We start from the raw sequence: 17,582 nt of genomic DNA on the forward strand, positions 1-17,582 counted from the left end.
AACATGAGCGACACGCCAAAGAACAACTCATTCGACGGACCCCAAATGCAGGGCCAGCACTTTCGTCACGCAGATATGTCCGGCGCGAATTTCGACGGCGTAAACCTAACCGAGGCAAGATTTTATGCCGTTTTGAGCAAAGCGAAATTCAACGATGTTAATCTCAGCTATGCAGAGTTTGACGATGTAAATCTCGCAGGAGTGCAGTTCAATGACGTCAATATGACCGGCGTCAACATCACTAACGCCAATATGACGGGCTTGACCATCAGCGGCGTTACACTGGTGGACTCCAACATTAAGGATGCAGATCTGACAGGCATGCGGATCAATGGTGTTCTCGTTTCCGCGCTTTTTGAAGCTTACGAGAAAGCCAAGTCACGTCACGATTAAGTGCCAGTAAGCCTACAACGCTGAGGATAAGCGAGTGGTGTCGATTTTCGCCAGCGTACTATCTGGGTCCGCAACAGCTAATAGGGGTGTATCTGGTCAACGTGAATGTTGCCGTCATTGTAAACCTGGATTGTCAAATCAGGATTACCTTTGATGATCTCATATTCAACTCCTCGCCGCATTTTCCATTGATAGCCCTTTTCAGGATGCCCCGAAGAAACAGGTTCCCATTTCATTTCCGAAATTGGCTTGCCTTCGCCCCACCTATCTTCTTTGGTTGCGAATAATTTGCTCGGAGTGTCGCCCTTATCTCGTTGGTTGAAGTCGTAATAATTCTTACGATCTTGCAATATGATTGATTTTGCATCTGTAAGCTTAACACCCTTGTGATCCACCTTATCCTTCTCGCTGATATGAGCGGTGTAGCTATCGATGAGCTTGGGTGCGGCTGCTTGCTGCGGAGCTGTCGCGATATTTGCCGAACTGTTTCCTTTGGGGTTGTCACCTGTTGTACATGCGGTGACCAATGCAATCGCGCAGATGCCTACAGTGATTGGAATAAATCGCTTCATGGTAGCCCCCTATTTGCCGCAAGCTGGCAGAGACTTGGCGACGGGTCAAGGGTAACTACCAATTGTTCATACCGAAAAGATATAGTTTTCGATTGGAGTGTCAGGCCTGACAAAACCGTCCGAAATCCAGACGGTTTTCAAGCGCATAAGTATTACGCCGAACCTCTTATAATAAGATGGGTATCAAGCCGACGCACTTCGTCTTTCACAACGCGTCCTGTTTCTTTAGGATTGATACGAGAGAACAGCATATCCAGCCCCAGTCGCGCAATAGCTTGATAGTTTTGAGCAACCGTTGTTAATGGCGGGCACGTAAATCGACTGAGCGGATGATCGTCATGGCCAGCCACACGGAAATCGCATCCCTCTTCGCGTCCAACATGACGTCGCCGCTCATAAGCTGCTGAAATCACACCAAAAGCAATACGGTCATTGGCACACAAAACGGTGCGCGTCGGAAAACCGCCGCGATCTAGAATACGCCCTGCTTCCTCATAACCAAGCTCTTCGAAGTTCCATTTTTTCGACGTCATCGGCAAGACAATCGGCTCGATGCCCAGACGTTCCATTGAAGAGATGTAGGCAGCACGGCGCTCAATCGCATTCTGATTAACGGCAGGCATTTCCATGAAACAAGGGTGTTCACCTGTGCGGCAGAGATACTCGACAATATTGCCAATGCTCTGGCGATTATCCGTGCCAACAAAAGGCTGATCATCACTAATACGGCTATCCAGAAAAACGACTGGCATGGAATTCGACAGGCTTGAAAGAAGCTTGGCATCAGTTTCAAAGCCAAGCGGCGCCATCAAAACACCAGATATATTGAGCGACATGAGCGTACGCATAGCTCGCGCTTCAAGCTTGCGATCGCCATGAGAAGACAGAACAATCGTCCAATAGCCCTCAGCCAGACAACGCATTTCAATCTGGCGAATGATTTCGGCGTAAAATGGATCGGAAATATGTGGAACAATGACGCCAATATTCTTGGGCTTTTTGCGGTTCATGCTAACAGCAAAAATATTGGGCTGGTAATTATGGTCCTTCAGCGCCTTCTCAATGCGCGCCCGCGTCGACGGCTTAACACTCTCAGGATTATCGAAATATTTCGAAACAGTCGGGCGCGATAAACCGCTTGCGACAGCGAATTCTTCCATTGTCCTGATTTTGTTGTCGGCCATTGCCGCTCCTCCCATCCCGTGTCACGAGCCTGCCTAGACGGGTTCATTACTTTCTATGCGTAAAATTATTTTTTAACAGAAGCAACTCTAATTTGCACGGATATGCGGCGAATCCTTGATTCTTAATATGAAATCGACCTCACCTTTCGTCAAAATCCAAATTTTAAATCGTTATAAATTTTACACGTGATAAATTTTATATTGACTCATCGAACAGGCTCTATCATGTCTAATAAAGGCCCTAAGACGGGCTTAGGAAGGAACCTGCCCTTCCGGGAGGTTTTAGGATTGGCGACAATCTTGAACCCAGCAGGAAATGTTTATGTGTCCCTAATCAGAAGGACGTCCCGGCAAATGCCGGTTCTACACGGAGGAAATTATGTTTCGTAAATCGCTTGGTCGTATTCTTTTTTCTGGCGTAGCCCTTGCCATGATGGCAGGCGTTGCTTCCGCCGAAGGCATTGGTGCATCGCTTCTCACCCAGCAGCATCCTTTCTACATCTCGCTCGCAGAAGCGATGAAGAAGGAAGCGCAGGCAGAAAATGTGCCGCTCGAAGTGTCCATTGCCAATCAGGATCTCAGCAAGCAGCTTGCTGACGTTGAAGATTTCATCACCAAGGGCGTGGATGTCATCATCATCTCGCCAGTTGACAGCAAGGGCGTTCGCTCGGCTATCACCAAGGCTCAGAAGGCTGGTATCAAGGTTATCACCGTTGACGTTCCAGCCAACAATATCGATGTGACTTCCTTTGTTGGCACCGACAATTTTGCCGGCGGCGAAAAGGCTGGCGAGCTGATGGCAAAATCCATTGGCGACAAGGGTAATGTTGCTGTCATCGAATACCCGACAGTTCAGTCGGTTGTTGACCGCGTCGAAGGCTTCAAGAAAGCCATCGCAAACCATCCAGACATCAAGATCGTTTCGATTCAGCCGGGCATCACCCGCTCAGAAGCGCTTGCTGCTGCTCAGAACATCATTCAGGCCAATCCTGATATCGTCGGCATCTTCGGATTTGGTGATGACGCAGCGCTGGCCGCGGCTTCCGCTGTAAAAGCTGCAAAGCTCGAAAATCAGGTTAAGGTTATCGGCTTTGACGGCATGGAAGAGGCCCGCAATGCAGTCAAAAACGACCCGATCATGGTCGGCGTAATTGCGCAGTATCCTGATCAAATGGGAAAGGTTGCCGTCGAAACCGCTGTTAAAGTGATCAAGGGCGAAGAAGTTCCTGCGAAGCAGCCAATCGTACCGGGTGTTGTCACCAAGGACGGCGAAACCAAGTAGAACCGCGTGAAACGACGGCATCTCCTCCCAGTCGTCGTTTCTCTTTAGTGCGCGGCGGCACGACGATCACCACGCGTCAGTGCCGCCGCAGCACATTATCGATACAAGGCTATAGCTTCGCGCATTTTCGAGCGCGATAAATACAAGCCTCAAATGGAGAGCGGAGACTTCCGATGACCGCTATCAATTCTACTACCGAGACCAAACCGGACGTTGTGCTTGAGATCAGCAATGTTGCCAAAACATTTGGCCCTGTTGTTGCACTCAAACGCATGAACCTGACTGTCCGGCGCGGGCGTGTGCACACATTGCTCGGCGAAAACGGTGCGGGCAAATCCACTCTGATGAAAATCCTTGCCGGTGTTTTCAAGCCGACATCAGGCACAATTCTGCTCAAGGGCACGCCTTATACGCCTAAGAACCCGCGCGACGCACGCACCAGCGGTATTTCAATCGTGTTTCAGGAATTGAGCCTGTCTCGCAATCTATCGGTTGCTGAGAACATTCTGGCGAATAATGAGCCGAGCCGCTTTGGTTTTATCCGCGAACGGGAGCTCAATGCCGAAGCCAGCAAGCTTATTGCAGAACTGGGTCTGCCCGTTGATGCACGCGCCAAAGTCGGCGATTTGTCGATTGCGCAGCGACAACTTGTTGAAATCGCAAAGGGTCTTAGCCAACCGGCAGATGTCGTGATCCTGGACGAGCCGACATCATCGCTTTCTGACAGCGAAGCCGAAATTCTGTTCACCATCATAGAACGTCTAAAAGCGCGTGGAACCGCCGTCATCTACATTTCGCACCGCATGGAAGAAATCATGCGACTGTCCGACGACATTACGGTCGTGCGCGATGGGGAATATGTGACGACGACCGAAAAAAGCCAGACCAGCATTGAAAAACTGATCGCCTTGATGGTCGGTCGTGAGATGAACGACATCTATCCCCCGCGTGAGGCACCGCGCCCATCGGCAATCGTTCCAGCTATTCTGGAAACAAAGAACCTTTCAGTTCCGGGCAAGTTCAATGACGTTTCCATTGATGTAAAGCCCGGCGAAGTACTTGGTTTGTTTGGCCTCGTCGGCTCCGGTCGTTCGGATGTGATGAAAGCGCTCTTTGGCATGCTACATCCAACCGGCGACATAAAACTCGACGGTCAATCCATCACCCTCACCTCTCCAACACAGGCAATTGCGCACGGCATCGCTTTTGTGACGGAGAACCGCAAGGAAGAAGGTCTCGTTCTGCCGCAGAGCGTCGAGCGCAACATCAATATGGTTGCTCTCGGACAGCTGGCCGGTCCTTTTGGCATGATGCGCTCGTCGGCTGAACGCGCCAGCGCAAAAGCCGAAGTGCTGCGACTGGCGATCAAGACCGCATCGCTTGACACGATTGCCGGGTCTCTCAGCGGCGGCAATCAGCAGAAAATCGTTCTGGCAAAGTGGCTTCAGATGAAGCCAAAAGTGCTCATCCTTGATGAGCCAACCCGCGGCGTCGATGTTGGCGCAAAATTTGAAATCTATCGCATCATCCGTGAACTTGCCGCCCATGGTGCGGCGATCCTGATGGTTTCGTCCGAGTTGCCAGAAGTTCTGGGTCTGAGTGATCGCGTTGTCGTCATGCATAATAAGCATGTCGCCGCAACACTTGATGCAGATGGCCTCACACCAGAAACCGTCATGAGCTACGCAGCAGGAATGCATCAATGAGCAACGCACAAGACATTCAAAAAAAAGCCGCAGACGCAGAAGTTCGTCGTTCGCTTTTCTCTTCTCCGATGATCCGTCAATATGGCGGCATCGTCCTTTCGCTGGCCGTTCTCTGCATTGTTTTTGCAGTTTTGAACCCGCGCTTCCTCGCATTCAATAACTTCATGAACATCATGCAGCAGGTCGCCGTGATCGCGGTTGCAGCCTACGGCATGACCTATGTGATCCTGCTTGGTGAAATCGATCTTTCTGTGGGTTCAATGATGGCTGTTGCTGGCATGGTTGCGGCACAGGCATTTTCTATGGGCTTCGGCTTTGCGCCGACCGTCATATTCACACTGGCTGCCGGTGCGATCATGGGCGGACTGAACGGTGTACTCTCGGCAAAGCTCATGCTTCCGTCCTTCATTGTGACGGTTGCCACAATGGGCATTTATCGCGGCATGGTCAGCCTGCCAACCAACGGTGCGCCTGAAATCATCGAGAATGAAACATGGCTCGCAATCGGCTCTGAAAGCTGGCTCGGCTTGCCAATCATCATCTGGATCGTTGGGTTTCTGTTCCTCTTCAACTACGTTGTGTTGTCCAAGACGGTTTTTGGCCGCCGGGTTTATCTCGCAGGTGGCAACAAGGAAGCGGCGGTTTATTCTGGCATTCGCGTGGATCGCATTAAGATTATCGTCTTCATGATTTCGGGCGTCATGGCTGCAATCAGTGGCATCCTGCTCTCATCGCGCTTGTCTTCGGCGCAAACCAATGCGGGCATGGGTTACGAACTCGATGCCGTCGCGGCCGTGGTCCTTGGTGGAACATCGCTCGCTGGTGGCGTGGGAACGATGGTCGGTACAATCCTTGGCGCGTTGATTATCGGCGTCATCAACAACGGCATGAACATGCTGTCGGTGCCATATTTCTATCAGCTCATCGTCAAAGGTGTCGTCATTCTCGTCGCCGTTTGGCTCGATGTCCGCTCTAAATCCGTCAGAACATAGTTTGGTGCATCGCATGAAAAAGATCATCACAATCGGCGAAATCGTCGTTGAGATCATGGCCATCGAAACCGGCAATGGCTTCAAAAGCGCCATTCCATTGATTGGCCCTTTTGCTTCCGGCGCACCGGCAATCTTCATTGATCAGGCAGCTAAAATGGGCCAGCCTTGCGGCATGGTCAGCGCCGTAGGCAATGACGACTTTGGCACGCTTAATATCGAGCGCTTGCAAAAAGACGGCGTTGATGTTTCGGCAATCAGCGTGCATCCAACAGCCGCCACTGGCAGCGCATTCGTACGTTATCGTCCGGATGGCAATCGCGACTTCATCTTCAACATCAAGCACAGTGCATGCAGCGCAATTGCGCTGACATCTGATGCGGAAAAGCTAATCGAGACTGCCGACCATCTGCATATTATGGGTTCAGCACTGTTTTCTGATGGTATTGTCGACGCTATCCACGAAGCAACGCTGCGCATCAAAGCTAAAGGCGGCACGGTCTCGTTTGATCCGAATATCCGCAAGGAAATGCTCGATCTGCCGGGTATGCGCGAGGCACTCGTCCATGCGCTTGAACATACCGATTTGTTCATGCCAAGTGGGCCTGAAATTTTCCTCTTCACCAAAGCGACTGATGAAAAAGCCGCTATCGAAGAATTGCTCGATCGTGGCATCAAGGTAATCGTCATTAAGCGTGGCGCTGAAGGTGCAAGCTACTTCGACCATTCCGGCGAAGTCACAGCACACGCATTTAAAGTCGATGAGATCGATCCAACAGGCGCAGGTGACAGCTTTGGCGCAGCCTTTGTCACCTGCTGGTTGCGCGATCTCGCACCAAAGGAAGCCTTGACCATAGCCAACGCGACAGGCGCACGCGCCGTCGGCGTCAAAGGCCCGATGGAAGGCACATCAACGATGGATGAAATCAACGCATTCATCGCCAAAAACGGAGTCTCTTCATGAGCAGCACTCAGAGTTTACGCAATCTTCCCGCCCGTTATGCAAGCGGTGCGCGTGGAGGCATCACCTCGATCTGCTCGGCACATCCTCTGGTTATCGAAGCAGCCCTTCTTGAAGGCATTGCCACCAACACCGACGTTCTAATCGAAGCGACCTGCAATCAGGTCAATCAGGATGGCGGCTATACCGGCATGACACCGGCTGATTTCCGCCGTTTTGTCGAAGAGATCGCAGCGCGTCTCGGCTTTGATACCAAGCGGCTTATTCTGGGTGGCGATCACCTCGGCCCAAATCCTTGGAAGCATCTCTCTGCTGAAGAAGCCATGGCCAAGTCCGAAGTGATGATGGATGGCTTTGTGCGTGCAGGCTTCACCAAGATTCATCTCGATACGTCCATGGGCTGCGCTGGTGAGCCCGTCGCCCTGCCCGATGCTGTGACCGCAGAACGCGCTGCGCGACTTGCCAAGGTTGCTGAAAAAGCAGCGGCTCAATCCGGCTTTGATCTGCCTGTCTATATTGTCGGGACCGAAGTTCCCATCCCGGGCGGCGCAATGGAAGAAATCGAAGATCTGGAACTGACCAAGCCAGATGCAGCCCTTGAAACCATCGCCATTCATCGCAAGGCTTTTGCAGCCCTTGGCCTAGAGGATGCATTCGCGCGCGCCATCGGTGTTGTCGTGCAGCCGGGCGTGGAATTCGGCAATGAAAACGTTGTCTATTATGATAGTGAAAAAGCAACTGCTTTAAGCGGCGTTCTCAACGAGATCCCGCAGTTTGTCTTTGAAGCCCATTCGACCGACTATCAGCCCGTTGAGGCGCTGTCGGCGCTGGTTCATGATGGCTTTGCCATTCTGAAAGTCGGACCGGGTCTGACTTTTGCGCTGCGTGAAGCACTCTACGGCCTTGATCAAATTGCAGCATTCCTCGATAAACTGCCAGAAGAAGAAACCGTTCGCGGCAAGCTTGAGAAGCTGCTTCTCAACGAGCCGAAGAACTGGGAGAAATATTATCATGGCGATGCAGAAGAGCTGCGTCTTCAGCGCCATTTCTCCTATAGCGACCGCATTCGCTATTACTGGCCACATTCGGAAGCCACAGCTGCCGTCAATTCACTGCTCAAGCGTCTTGAAGGTCGCAAAATTCCAGAAACACTGATTAGCCAGTATCTCGGCACGCTTTATCCGGCTGTTGCATCTGGCAAGGTTGAAGCCACGCCCCATGCGCTGATGGTCGAAGCCGTCAGAAATGTCATCCGGGTTTATGGCAAAGCAGTGGGCACGCATTAAATAAATATAACAAAAAAGGGCGGAAATTCCGCCCTTTTTTATTAGCTACAGAATGGTGCTCGAAGTTTAATTCGAGAAATCGCCCTGTCTTGTAAAGGCAATGCCATTCTGATCGAACAAATGGCAGGATTGTGCATCAAAACTTGCCTTGATCGAAGCATCACCAGAGATCGGCGCTGTGCCCGGCGTAATGATGCAGAATGTCTCGCTCATGCCTTCCGGGGTGCTGTAAACGATTGTCTGCTGACCAAGTCGCTCAACAACAGATGGCTGCACCGTGATTGCAACTGCACCTTCGCCGATTGCAACATGCTCTGGACGAATGCCCAGTGTAAGCGTCTGGCCGACGTCTGGACGCGCGGCTTCCTCGCAAAGAACCGGCAGAACCAATTCGTTGCTTCCGAGCTTCACACGCGCATAGCCGTTGCTCTCAAATCCAGCAAAAGTGACCGGCAGCATATTCATGCGCGGGTTGCCGATGAAGCCTGCAACGAAGCTGTTGCGCGGCTTGTTGTATAGTTCGAGTGGCGTACCAACCTGCGAGATGTTGCCACCTTCAAGCACCACGATACGATCAGCCATGGTCATGGCTTCAACCTGATCATGCGTCACATAGATCATGGTTGCACCAAGCTGCTTGTGCAGCTTGGTCAGTTCAATACGCATATCGGCGCGAAGCGCTGCATCGAGGTTAGAAAGCGGCTCATCGAACAGGAAAATCTTCGGCTCGCGCACAATCGCACGGCCAATCGCTACGCGCTGACGCTGGCCACCGGACAGCATACCGGGCTTCTGCTCAAGCCGTTGATCGAGATGCAGGATCGAGGCCGCATGTTCCACCTTGCGCTTGATGGTCGCGTTATCCGCACCTTCGACGCGCAATGGAAATGCGATATTTTCGTAAACGCTCATATGCGGATAGAGCGCATAGCTCTGAAATACCATCGCGATGCCGCGCTTGACCGGAGGCAGGTCATTGACGCGCTTCTCATCAATGATGATATCGCCCGACGTCGTATCCTCAAGACCAGCGATCATGCGCAAAAGCGTGGACTTGCCGCAGCCCGATGGTCCGACAAAGACCATGAACTCGCCTTCGTTCACTTCAAGGGATACGTTCTTGACGACGTCAAACTGGCCGAAGCTCTTGACAATATTCTTGAGGGATAATTTTCCCACGCTGCTCTCCTGCGGCCGAAAACTCGTTGTAGTACCGCCCTGCTGAATGATCCGGCAGGGCGGCTCTGTCTCAGTTTTATCTAAGGTTCTTCAGCTCTTCATCAGCCTTCTTCAGTGCGTCTTCAGGCTTTGCATCGCCTGTAACAACGGACTGAACCATGGCGATCATGACATTCTGGAAACCGCGCCAATCAGTGAAAAGCGGCTCTGCGCCACCATACTGAATGCCTTCGATCAACGGACGCCAGTAAGGAATGTCAACCATAACCTTATCAACGGCTGGCGACGGACGCATTGGTGTCAGGCCTTCATCGGTTGCAAGCTCATACTCTTCCTGAATTGCAGGCGAAGTGATGTACTTTGCGAACTCAGCGGCCTTTTCTTCAACACCTGAATCCTTGAAAACAGCCAGGCTGTCGGTGATGACCAGCGTGCCGGAACCTTTGGCATCAGGACCAACTGGAAGCGTTGCAATGCCCCAGTTGAACTTGGAATCCTGCAAACGAACGGCTGCACCCGATCCACCCTGAATCATACCGACTTTACCGTCGAGGAAGATCGCGCGCACTTCGTTCTGCTCATACGCGGTTGGACCTTCCTGCGAATAAGCCTTGATGTCGTTATAGGCTTTCAAAGCAGCGAGAACCTGCGGGTTATCGATAACGACTTCGCCCTTGTCGTTCAGGATCTTGCCATCATTGGTGTAAACCCAATGCAGGAACTGGTGAACGGTGTTGTCAAAGGTCTTAGCCGACAGACCATAGCCTGGAATGCCGGTCTTTTCCTTGATGATCTTAGCGAATTCGATTTCTTCAGCCCATGTGCGCGGTGGCTGCTCCGGATCAAGGCCAGCCTGCTTGAACAGATCCTTGTTCCAGTAGAGAACCTTGGTCGAAAGCGCGATTGGAACGCCCCACTGGGTGCCATCATAGGTGACGGTTTCAACCACGTGTGGGAAATAAGCGCCCTTTTCTTCGTCCGTCATCGGAACCTGGACGATCATGTCGTTGTCAGCAAATTCCTTGAGCGTGCGCGAACCGACATAAGCGATTGCTGGCGGTGTACCTGCTGCTGCAAGTGTAGTTGCCTTGTCCTGGCACTGTGCCCAGCCGACCACTTCAACAGCGATCTTCCATTCTGGGTTCTTTTCTTCCCAGGCCTTGATGTATTTGTCATGCGTCTTGTCGAGCTTATCACCGCAATAGATCCACGAGATCTCCTGCGCTGCGGCTGATGCGCCGAGCGTTCCAAGCATCGTGCTGCCTGCGAGAACAAGCGCCGCAGCTCCCATTTTAAATATCGTCGTCACCTCTGAAAACTCCCTTATGATGATAGATGTTTAGACGGATTTTTATTGCTTCACAGCACCTGCGGTCAGTCCTCCGACCAGATAGCGCTGTAGTAGGAAGATGATGATCATCGCCGGTGCGATGCCCACAAAGGACGCTGCCATCAGCTCATTCCAGACGACTTCCTGCTTACCGAAGAAGGCAAAGAGGCCTACCGGCAGCGGCATATATTCGGCCTTGGAATTGAACGTCAGTGCGAAGATAAACTGCTGCGCATAGGCGCCGATAAAGGTTGTGATCGCCACAACGATAATGCCCGGCATTGCAATCGGCAGGATAACCCGGCGCAATGTGTAGAAGTGACTTGCGCCATCCATATAGGCGGCTTCATTCAGCTCACGCGGGATGCGCATCATGTAGGTGCGCAGCAGCCAGATCGCCGCCGGAATGAGGAAGGCAACGCCCGGCACGATCATCGCGGCATAGGTGTTGAGGAGCTGAAAACTGCGCATCAAACGGAACAGCGGGATCAACAGAACCGCGCCTGAGAACATATTGATTGCTAGAAAACCACCAAGGATCAGCCCTGCTCCGCGAAAGTCAAAACGCGAGAAGGCGTAAGCCGCAGGCACCACCAGAAGCAGCACAATGATTGTGACCACTGACGAGATAAAGAACGAGTTGAAGATGTATCGTCCGAATTGCGGAACGCTCTTCCACATTGAAAAATAGGCATCAAAACTGCCACTTTCCGGCCAGAACCGATAAGGCGAAGAGAACAGCTGGTTTAATGGCTTCAATGAAACCAGAAACCCTTCAAAGAATGGTGCGAGCAGAAAGATCATAAAGATGGCGATCCCTGCATAGGCAGCAATTTTTTCAATCCACGTATAGCGGTCGATAAGAGGCGTGTTTTGTGGTTGGCTCATTCTGGTGCTCCCTATGCCAGCTTTTCGGGGCTGATGCGCCGCGTGACACGGAAATAGGCAAGGCAGAACAGCGAGAGGAATATGCAGATCGTGACCGCACGCGCCGCACCTTCACCGTAACGCTTGGAACCAATAGCCGTCTGATAGGTGTCGATAATCATCGTGGTGGTCGAACCATTCGGGCCGCCCTGCGTCAAAATCCAGATGATGTCGAACGAGTTGAATGTCGCAATTGTCGAGAGCATCGACATGGTGATGATGGCTGGTAACATCAGCGGCAGCGTCACTCGGCGGTAACGATACATGCGACCAGCGCCATCAGTCCAAGCGGCTTCATAAAGATCTTTTGGGATTGCCTGAAGCGCTGCAAGGAAATAGAGCGTCACCATCGGCACGCCAATCCAGACGTCCGTGACAATCGTTGCCCAGAAGGCTGTATTGCCATATGCGAGGAAGGCAATCGGTCCATCCACAAGGCCAAAACGCTGGAGCATGCCGGAAATCATGCCGAACTGGCCGTTATACATCCAGCTCCACATAAAAATGCCAATCGCCATTGGTACAATCCACGGCGGCATGATCATCAGACGGAACAATGCACGCCCCGGCAAAGCCATATTGAGAAGCACCGCTCCAAACATGCCAATCGTGATCTTCATCAGCACCGAAAAGAACGTCCAGACGAATGTCCGGCCAATAACAGCCATAAACTGCGCATTGGCGATCTTTTCATAATTGGCCCAGCCGACCCAATTGGTCGTGCGGCGCAGCGATGCATCGGTGAAGGACAGGATGAAAGTGTCGATCAACGGATAGGCGACGATTGCCAGCACATAGATAAGTGCCGGTGCAAGCATGACCCACGCAAAGATGACTTTGGAGCGTTGCATTCCCATGTATCAGATCAAACTTTCTGAAGTGCTGCGTCGAAGCGATCCCAGACGGGACGCAGATCGATGACCGTGCGCTTTTCGCGCGCTTCATCCATTGCCATGGCAAGAATGCCCGCTTCCATCGCATCAAGCGGCGAAACAGGAAGTGGCCCGCCATGCATGACATGTGCGATCACTTCTTCCGCCATCTTTTCGTCTGCGCCATAATGCTGCGAAAGCTCGGTGCGTGTCGCATATTCCTTGTGAATGGTGCGCTTTTCGTTCAGCACCTCATGCACATCGAAATAACCGCGAATGAAATCGCCTTCGGCCTGACCACGCGTTCCAAAAATCGCAAAGCGACGGAACTGGTCCGGTGCATTCAGATTGGTGTGGAAGTTCATACCAACGCCGTTGGCATATTCAATGATCGCGACCTGATAATCGATGATGTCACCATCGGAATCGAAAACCTTGTCGGAACCCTCCCAGCCCGTCGGCTTGCGATGGAACAGCGACATATCGTTGATACCTTCACGACGCGGATCATTTTCCGGAATGAAGGTCTTGCGGCCACCAAAGCTTGCAACACGCTCAGGACGCGAGCCGATAACGCTGTTGTAAAGATCGAGATCGTGGCAGCACTTCTCCAGAAGAAAGCTGCCCGACCACTTTGAATAGCGGCGCCAGTCGCGCATAAAGAATGCGCCATGATATGGATAGATGTGCTCTGCCGCTTCAACCGAAACGATATTGCCCAGCAAACCATCGGTCTTGGCCTGCATCAGATCGCGATACATCGGCGCATAGCGCAGCACCAGACCAACCAGCAAACGATCCTGACCGTGTTTGGCCAAAAGCTCAGCCAGCGCATATGTCTGCTCAATCGAGGATACAATCGGCTTTTCGGTGAAAACCGTAAGGCCCGCTTCAAGACCCACACGAATATGATCGAGATGCATATGGTTTGGCGAGCCGATCATCAGCAGATCAAACGCCTCATTGGCGATCAGCTCTTCCGGCGTCGCATATTGCTTGCCAGCCGAAATGCCATGCTCATCCAGCTCTGCCATACCCGCAGGCGCAGGGTCTACATAGCCGACAATCTCGAACTCGGGATCAAGTGCATTGAAGACAAAACCCAAATAACCCAGACGATAGCCCAGTCCTACAATGCCGACTTTCACGATAAACTCCCAATCGATTTTTTAGTAAGATGAAAATTATCACCACAAAATGTCAAGAAAAAACACAAGGAATTTAGCAAAACCAAAACTTTTCACACAGACTTGATGATGTTCAGAAATAGCATTCCCGAGCATCTGCCTTAAAAGAAATCATATTGCTCGAAATCAGCTCAATATGTACAAATCGCAATCATTCCGCAGTCAAATTGCAATTTTAACAAATTAAAACAGTTATTTAACAGATTTACGACTTTACAGAAAACGCGTCGGGTTGCGGATAAATGTTGTATTTTCGTGATCGATTCTAGCTGCACGAAGCGCATGAAGTCATGCAAAAATCGCAACAAAAGAATTTAATAACCATTAAATCACAAACGGCTAAATTTTAGGATGGACAAAATCTGTTGAAGGCGATGATATAGTTGCTAACAAGGCCAAGGCCTCTATCCCGCATGATTTGTGGCCAAACCGACAAAGACTCAGCGGGATCTCACTTATCTAAAACGCGCTCACCGAAAACAGGTTTACGTTTCGGAATGCGCATAAATCTGCTGGTGGAGAATTGCATGCCTAGCCTATTCCGACTTGAAAATTCGTGGATCGCAAATCCCGCACCAGCCGGAACCATGACAATCGAAGTGTTTAACCTGTCGGATGAAACACTAACCGATTTCTCACTTTGCTACACCAGCATCACCCGCATTGTTGGAGAGCCGCAGATCACGAACGGACATTTTGTCCTGCATGATGGCAGCTTCAACGAAATAGCTGCGCCCAAAGGCTTCACATTGAAGCCGGGCGAAACATGGACGTTGAGCGTCGCACCACTTAATCGCTCACCGTTCCATGTTAATGACGGAGCGAAGACGGCTTATCTCAAATGTGCTGATGGCCGTTTGATCCACATTGAGACCGGCGAATTAGCGCTTTCGGGACAGAACCTCCCTCTGCCCGGCCCGCGTCTGCCGGAAGGCCGTCTTACGCTTCCGTTTTCCGTGCTGCCATGGCCTGTGAAGTTCGAGGCTGAGGCAGGTAGCACGCCAATTGCATTGCATCCCGCAGAGGGTACAGATCTTGCGGGTCTGCGTGCGCTTTCGCTGGTTGAGGAGCTTCATGCACGACTGTTCCCACAGGCGCGTCAGGTCTTTTCGCTGAAAGCAGTTGATGGCGGTCGCGCTGTTACGATCAAAGCCGACGGGAGCATCAAGAAGAGCGGCTTCACCATTGATTTCACCGCTGACCTGATCACGGTTACGGGTGGCAATGTCGACGGCACACGCCATGGACTTATCGCGCTCGCGCACATTCTTGATGGCGCAAAGCAAGATGCAGAACGCTTCAAATTCCCGATTTCGGGCCGTATTGAAGATGCCCCACGCCATGACTGGCGCGGCTGCCTTCTGGATGTTTCGCGTCACTTCTGGACGCATGATGAAGTCACGCGCTTCCTCGACATTATGGCCTGGTATCGGCTCAACACCTTCCATTGGCATTTAACCGATGACGAAGCATGGCGCATCGAAATTCCGGAACTTCCGGAACTGACAGGGATTGGCGCAACCCGCGCTCCGAATAGCCCAATGCTGCCGCAGCTTGGCGATACGACAGAAACGTCGCACGGCTTTTATACCCAAGAACAAATCCGCTTAGTGGTTGCACATGCGCAATCACTCGGCATTGAAGTGGTGCCGGAAGTCGATATGCCCGGCCATTGCAAGGCAGTGCTGACCGCATTGCCGTATCTTCAAGATCGCAATGAAGCCAATGAGTCCTACAAAACTGTGCAGGGCTTCACGAACAATGCGCTCAACCCCGCAATGCCTGCGACATGGGAGTTCGTGAAGACGATCCTCGACAATATCGTCGCTCTTTTTCCGGGCCGCTATATCCATATTGGCGGCGACGAAGTGGCCGATAATTCATGGATTGGCTCGCCGCTTGCACGCGAATTAATGGAACGCGAAGGGCTTGAAGGCACTTTTGAACTGCAATCATGGTTTATGCGCAAGCTCAAGATCATGCTGGAACAGCGCGGCCGTGTTCTCGCTGGCTGGAACGAAGTCGCGCATGGTGGTGGCGTGCAGCCGGAAGGCACTTTGCTGATGGCATGGCAGGCACCGGAAATCGGCATTGAGCTTGCAAAGCAAGGTTATGACGTCGTCATGACGCCGGGTCAGGCCTATTATCTTGATATGGCGCAGTCGCATAACTGGTGGGAACCCGGCGCTGGCTGGGCAGGCGCCTCCACGCCGGAAGAAAGCTATGCTTACGAAGCTGCTGGCAATTTTCCGCCAGAACTGGCGCAGCATCTCAAAGGTGTTCAGGCTTGTATCTGGTGTGAACATTTCACCACGCACGCCTATTTCAACGACCTCACCTTCCCGCGCCTTTTGGCTGTTGCGGAAGCTGCGTGGACCCCAGCATCGGAAAAAGACTGGCTGCGCTTTGCTGTGCAGGCACGCCGTCATCCGCTATTCTGATCCTCATGTCCTGTGCGGTTTCAGCCGTGCAGGACAAAGCCTGTTTTGGAAATAGTGGCGCACCGAATGTCGACCTCGAGCCTTGATCTTGTCCGGCAATATCCGATCGTGCGTGCCAGCACGATCGCCATCCTGTTTTTTGGCTTTGCAGGGGCGGCCACAACACCTTATCAGCCAATTGTCGGCATTAAGGTCATCGGATTAAGCGACTTCACCTATTCTATCGTGGCTTTCTGCGCCGTTGTAGCCAATCTCGCGGCGAGCATTGCCATCGGATTGGTATCTGACCGCATCGGGCGTTATCGCGCGCCGATGATCATCGTCACAGCCCTTGGGATTGTAGGTTTTGGCCTGATCTGGCTGTTTCCAACGCCTTGGGTTTTTGCGCTGGCGACCATCGGACCAATCGCGCTTTTTAACGTCGTCAGTACGCTTTTGTTTGCGAATATCCGCAATCACTCCGCTGGAATGACGCCGATTGAACTTAGCGATTCGATCACCATCGTTCGTATGGCCATTTCAATCGCATGGATTCTGGTGCCCGGACTTGTCGGTGCAGCGCTCGCCGGAACTGGCTCTGCCCTCACCGCTTATTCCTTTGCGACATTGCTCGCGCTCGGCTGCTTTGCGTCAATTGCCACATTGATGCCACACGATCACCACAAGAATCTTGAAAAAACCCACAAAAAAGCCTCCAGTTTTGACGACTTCAAGCGCCTTTTCTCGCCTTTTGTCGTCAAAAGGCTACTTGGAATAGCACTTATCACATCGGTTTTGCACGTGAATGCGATTGCTTTGCCGCTGATCATAACCGGTCGCGGTGGCGGTACGGTTGAAGATGTCGGGATGGTCATGGGCTTCGTTGCGGGGCTTGAAGCAGTGCTCATGCTTGTCTGGGCACGCATTAGCCGCCGCCGAAGTCAGATCAGCATCTTCTTTGTCGCATCATTGCTTTATGCAATCTATCTGGTCTGGCTTGCATTCCTCACCACACGGTGGGAGATTTACGCAGCATCAGCGATTGGGGGGATTGGTGCAGCTGCAATCGTAAGCCAGCCAATAAGCTATCTGCTTGGCATCATTCATGATCGGCCCGGCCTATCGGCTTCCCTGATCGCAATTAACATGTTTGTCGGCGGTGGCATCGGCACAGCGCTTTTTGCAATTGGCACAAGCTTTGCTGGCTATGGAACTGTCACCATCATGGGGGCTATCGCGGGATTGGCCGGTGTCGCGATACTGGCGAAGGCAGAGTACAAGAAAAACTGAGGGG

At 52.0% G+C, this 17,582-nt stretch carries 15 protein-coding genes; 8 read left to right on the forward strand and 7 right to left on the reverse strand.

All coding sequences use genetic code 11. From position 1 onward, the window contains the following. Nucleotides 1–3 precede the first annotated feature (3 nt). The gene (locus tag ACOZHT_RS16170) at nt 4–393 is read left to right on the forward strand and encodes a pentapeptide repeat-containing protein (RefSeq protein ID WP_421566000.1); all 390 of its coding nucleotides are present in this window, start codon (nt 4–6) and stop codon (nt 391–393) included. 77 nt (nt 394–470) lie between these two features. On the opposite strand, the gene ACOZHT_RS16175 is transcribed toward ACOZHT_RS16170, so the two are convergent. Next, on the reverse strand, nt 471–965 hold the full coding sequence (locus ACOZHT_RS16175) for a hypothetical protein (RefSeq protein WP_421566001.1): 495 nt from the start codon (nt 963–965) through the stop codon (nt 471–473). 152 nt (nt 966–1,117) lie between these two features. Next, nucleotides 1,118–2,149 carry a LacI family DNA-binding transcriptional regulator gene (locus ACOZHT_RS16180; protein WP_339512433.1) on the reverse strand — a complete coding sequence of 344 codons (1,032 nt, stop codon included), beginning with the start codon at nt 2,147–2,149 and terminating at the stop codon, nt 1,118–1,120. A 379-nt stretch (nt 2,150–2,528) separates the two neighbouring features. On the opposite strand from ACOZHT_RS16180, the gene ACOZHT_RS16185 reads away from it, so the two are divergent. The 5 genes from ACOZHT_RS16185 (at nt 2,529) to ACOZHT_RS16205 (ending at nt 8,373) form a co-directional block, all read left to right on the forward strand. Beyond that, nucleotides 2,529–3,431 carry a substrate-binding domain-containing protein gene (locus ACOZHT_RS16185; protein WP_339512431.1) on the forward strand — a complete coding sequence of 301 codons (903 nt, stop codon included), beginning with the start codon at nt 2,529–2,531 and terminating at the stop codon, nt 3,429–3,431. A gap of 173 nt (nt 3,432–3,604) precedes the next feature. Beyond that, nucleotides 3,605–5,137, forward strand: a complete 1,533-nt coding sequence (locus tag ACOZHT_RS16190; RefSeq protein ID WP_339512429.1) for a sugar ABC transporter ATP-binding protein — start codon at nt 3,605–3,607, stop codon at nt 5,135–5,137. A gap of 68 nt (nt 5,138–5,205) precedes the next feature. Further along, nucleotides 5,206–6,129 (forward strand): ABC transporter permease, encoded by a 924-nt coding sequence (locus tag ACOZHT_RS16195; protein WP_421566020.1) that lies wholly within the window; start codon nt 5,206–5,208, stop codon nt 6,127–6,129. Between the two features lie 13 nt (nt 6,130–6,142). Next, nucleotides 6,143–7,090 carry a sugar kinase gene (locus tag ACOZHT_RS16200; RefSeq protein WP_421566002.1) on the forward strand — a complete coding sequence of 316 codons (948 nt, stop codon included), beginning with the start codon at nt 6,143–6,145 and terminating at the stop codon, nt 7,088–7,090. Then, a complete protein-coding gene (locus ACOZHT_RS16205) occupies nt 7,087–8,373 on the forward strand; it encodes a D-tagatose-bisphosphate aldolase, class II, non-catalytic subunit (protein WP_421566003.1) in 1,287 nt (428 codons plus the stop codon). The genes ACOZHT_RS16200 and ACOZHT_RS16205 overlap by 4 nt, the downstream gene beginning before the upstream one ends. 66 nt (nt 8,374–8,439) lie before the next feature. Here ACOZHT_RS16205 and ACOZHT_RS16210 read toward each other — a convergent pair whose 3' ends face one another. The 5 genes from ACOZHT_RS16210 to ACOZHT_RS16230 all read right to left on the reverse strand — a co-directional run bounded on the left by ACOZHT_RS16210 (nt 8,440) and on the right by ACOZHT_RS16230 (nt 13,829). Beyond that, nucleotides 8,440–9,552: an ABC transporter ATP-binding protein gene (locus tag ACOZHT_RS16210; protein ID WP_421566004.1), complete on the reverse strand. Its 1,113-nt coding sequence runs from the start codon at nt 9,550–9,552 to the stop codon at nt 8,440–8,442. Nucleotides 9,553–9,628: 76 nt separating this feature from the next. Then, a complete protein-coding gene (locus tag ACOZHT_RS16215; RefSeq protein ID WP_339512625.1) occupies nt 9,629–10,843 on the reverse strand; it encodes a sugar ABC transporter substrate-binding protein in 1,215 nt (404 codons plus the stop codon). A 60-nt stretch (nt 10,844–10,903) separates the two neighbouring features. Next, complete coding sequence (locus ACOZHT_RS16220; protein ID WP_339512421.1) at nt 10,904–11,770, reverse strand: carbohydrate ABC transporter permease; 867 nt, start codon at nt 11,768–11,770, stop codon at nt 10,904–10,906. Between the two features lie 11 nt (nt 11,771–11,781). Continuing rightward, nucleotides 11,782–12,666 carry a sugar ABC transporter permease gene (locus tag ACOZHT_RS16225; RefSeq protein WP_339512420.1) on the reverse strand — a complete coding sequence of 295 codons (885 nt, stop codon included), beginning with the start codon at nt 12,664–12,666 and terminating at the stop codon, nt 11,782–11,784. Between the two features lie 8 nt (nt 12,667–12,674). Next, complete coding sequence (locus tag ACOZHT_RS16230; RefSeq protein ID WP_310016030.1) at nt 12,675–13,829, reverse strand: Gfo/Idh/MocA family oxidoreductase; 1,155 nt, start codon at nt 13,827–13,829, stop codon at nt 12,675–12,677. A 566-nt stretch (nt 13,830–14,395) separates the two neighbouring features. Between ACOZHT_RS16230 and ACOZHT_RS16235 the strand changes: the two genes are divergently transcribed. Both ACOZHT_RS16235 and ACOZHT_RS16240 read left to right on the forward strand, forming a co-directional pair. Further along, nucleotides 14,396–16,309: a family 20 glycosylhydrolase gene (locus tag ACOZHT_RS16235; RefSeq protein WP_339512416.1), complete on the forward strand. Its 1,914-nt coding sequence runs from the start codon at nt 14,396–14,398 to the stop codon at nt 16,307–16,309. A gap of 66 nt (nt 16,310–16,375) precedes the next feature. Next, the gene (locus tag ACOZHT_RS16240; RefSeq protein ID WP_339512414.1) at nt 16,376–17,578 is read left to right on the forward strand and encodes an MFS transporter; all 1,203 of its coding nucleotides are present in this window, start codon (nt 16,376–16,378) and stop codon (nt 17,576–17,578) included. The last annotated feature ends 4 nt before the right edge of the window (nt 17,579–17,582 follow it).

It is taken from the genome of Ochrobactrum sp. EDr1-4 (assembly GCF_049199085.1).
Classification (GTDB): Bacteria; Pseudomonadota; Alphaproteobacteria; order Rhizobiales; family Rhizobiaceae; genus Brucella.

What these genes read in the sequence shown, in the direction of transcription:
- ACOZHT_RS16195 (WP_421566020.1), top strand. Translation starts at nt 5,206, where the DNA reads ATGATCCGTCAATATGGCGGCATCGTCCTTTCGCTGGCCGTTCTCTGC.
- ACOZHT_RS16190 (WP_339512429.1), top strand. Translation starts at nt 3,605, where the DNA reads ATGACCGCTATCAATTCTACTACCGAGACCAAACCGGACGTTGTGCTT.
- ACOZHT_RS16215 (WP_339512625.1), bottom strand. Translation starts at nt 10,843, where the DNA reads ATGGGAGCTGCGGCGCTTGTTCTCGCAGGCAGCACGATGCTTGGAACG.
- ACOZHT_RS16225 (WP_339512420.1), bottom strand. Translation starts at nt 12,666, where the DNA reads ATGGGAATGCAACGCTCCAAAGTCATCTTTGCGTGGGTCATGCTTGCA.
- ACOZHT_RS16180 (WP_339512433.1), bottom strand. Translation starts at nt 2,149, where the DNA reads ATGGCCGACAACAAAATCAGGACAATGGAAGAATTCGCTGTCGCAAGC.
- ACOZHT_RS16220 (WP_339512421.1), bottom strand. Translation starts at nt 11,770, where the DNA reads ATGAGCCAACCACAAAACACGCCTCTTATCGACCGCTATACGTGGATT.
- ACOZHT_RS16200 (WP_421566002.1), top strand. Translation starts at nt 6,143, where the DNA reads ATGAAAAAGATCATCACAATCGGCGAAATCGTCGTTGAGATCATGGCC.
- ACOZHT_RS16240 (WP_339512414.1), top strand. Translation starts at nt 16,376, where the DNA reads ATGTCGACCTCGAGCCTTGATCTTGTCCGGCAATATCCGATCGTGCGT.
- ACOZHT_RS16170 (WP_421566000.1), top strand. Translation starts at nt 4, where the DNA reads ATGAGCGACACGCCAAAGAACAACTCATTCGACGGACCCCAAATGCAG.
- ACOZHT_RS16175 (WP_421566001.1), bottom strand. Translation starts at nt 965, where the DNA reads ATGAAGCGATTTATTCCAATCACTGTAGGCATCTGCGCGATTGCATTG.
- ACOZHT_RS16235 (WP_339512416.1), top strand. Translation starts at nt 14,396, where the DNA reads ATGCCTAGCCTATTCCGACTTGAAAATTCGTGGATCGCAAATCCCGCA.
- ACOZHT_RS16185 (WP_339512431.1), top strand. Translation starts at nt 2,529, where the DNA reads ATGTTTCGTAAATCGCTTGGTCGTATTCTTTTTTCTGGCGTAGCCCTT.
- ACOZHT_RS16205 (WP_421566003.1), top strand. Translation starts at nt 7,087, where the DNA reads ATGAGCAGCACTCAGAGTTTACGCAATCTTCCCGCCCGTTATGCAAGC.